Source organism: Brevinematales bacterium (genome assembly GCA_026415355.1).
Classification (GTDB): Bacteria; Spirochaetota; Brevinematia; order DTOW01; family DTOW01; genus SKYB106.
The window spans coordinates 1-569 of sequence record JAOAHF010000072.1 but is presented as its reverse complement, the minus strand read 5'-3'; the positions used below and the strand labels follow the sequence as shown (position 1 = coordinate 569).

At 37.6% G+C, this 569-nt stretch carries 1 protein-coding gene; it reads left to right on the top strand.

All coding sequences use genetic code 11. From position 1 onward, the window contains the following. On the top strand, positions 1 to 569 hold a 569-nt coding region (locus N2712_08100), incomplete at both ends, for a flagellin (protein MCX8029939.1).

Genomic DNA, 569 nt, shown 5'->3' with positions numbered 1-569 from the left:
CTACAAAGACTCAGAGAACTATCAGTACAAGCAGGAAACGGTATCTATTCAGATGAAGACAGGACTTATATGCAAGTAGAAGTATCACAATTAATAGCAGAAATAAATAGAATAGCATCACACGCACAGTTCAATGGTATGAACATGCTTACAGGAAGGTTTGCTCCTAACGTTTCCAACATATCGTTTCATATAGGAGCCAACATGGACCAAAGAATCCTAATAAATATAGGAGACATGACAGCTAAAGGACTTAATCTATTCCAAGAGGACGGCACAAACAAAATTAACCTATTGACTCAAGAAGGAGCAAATCGTTCCATAGGTGCTATTGATTCAGCACTCCAAATTGTAAACAAACAAAGAGCAGACTTAGGCGCCTACCAAAATAGGCTTGACAAAATAGCTAAAACACTTCTAATTGGGTACGAAAACTTACAAGCAGCAGAATCTAGAATAAGAGACACAGATATGGCATATGAAATGAGTGACTTCGTAAAGAATCAAATACTAGCTCAAGCTTCAGTATCTATGATCGCACAAGCTAACCTAAGACCTCAAGCAATACT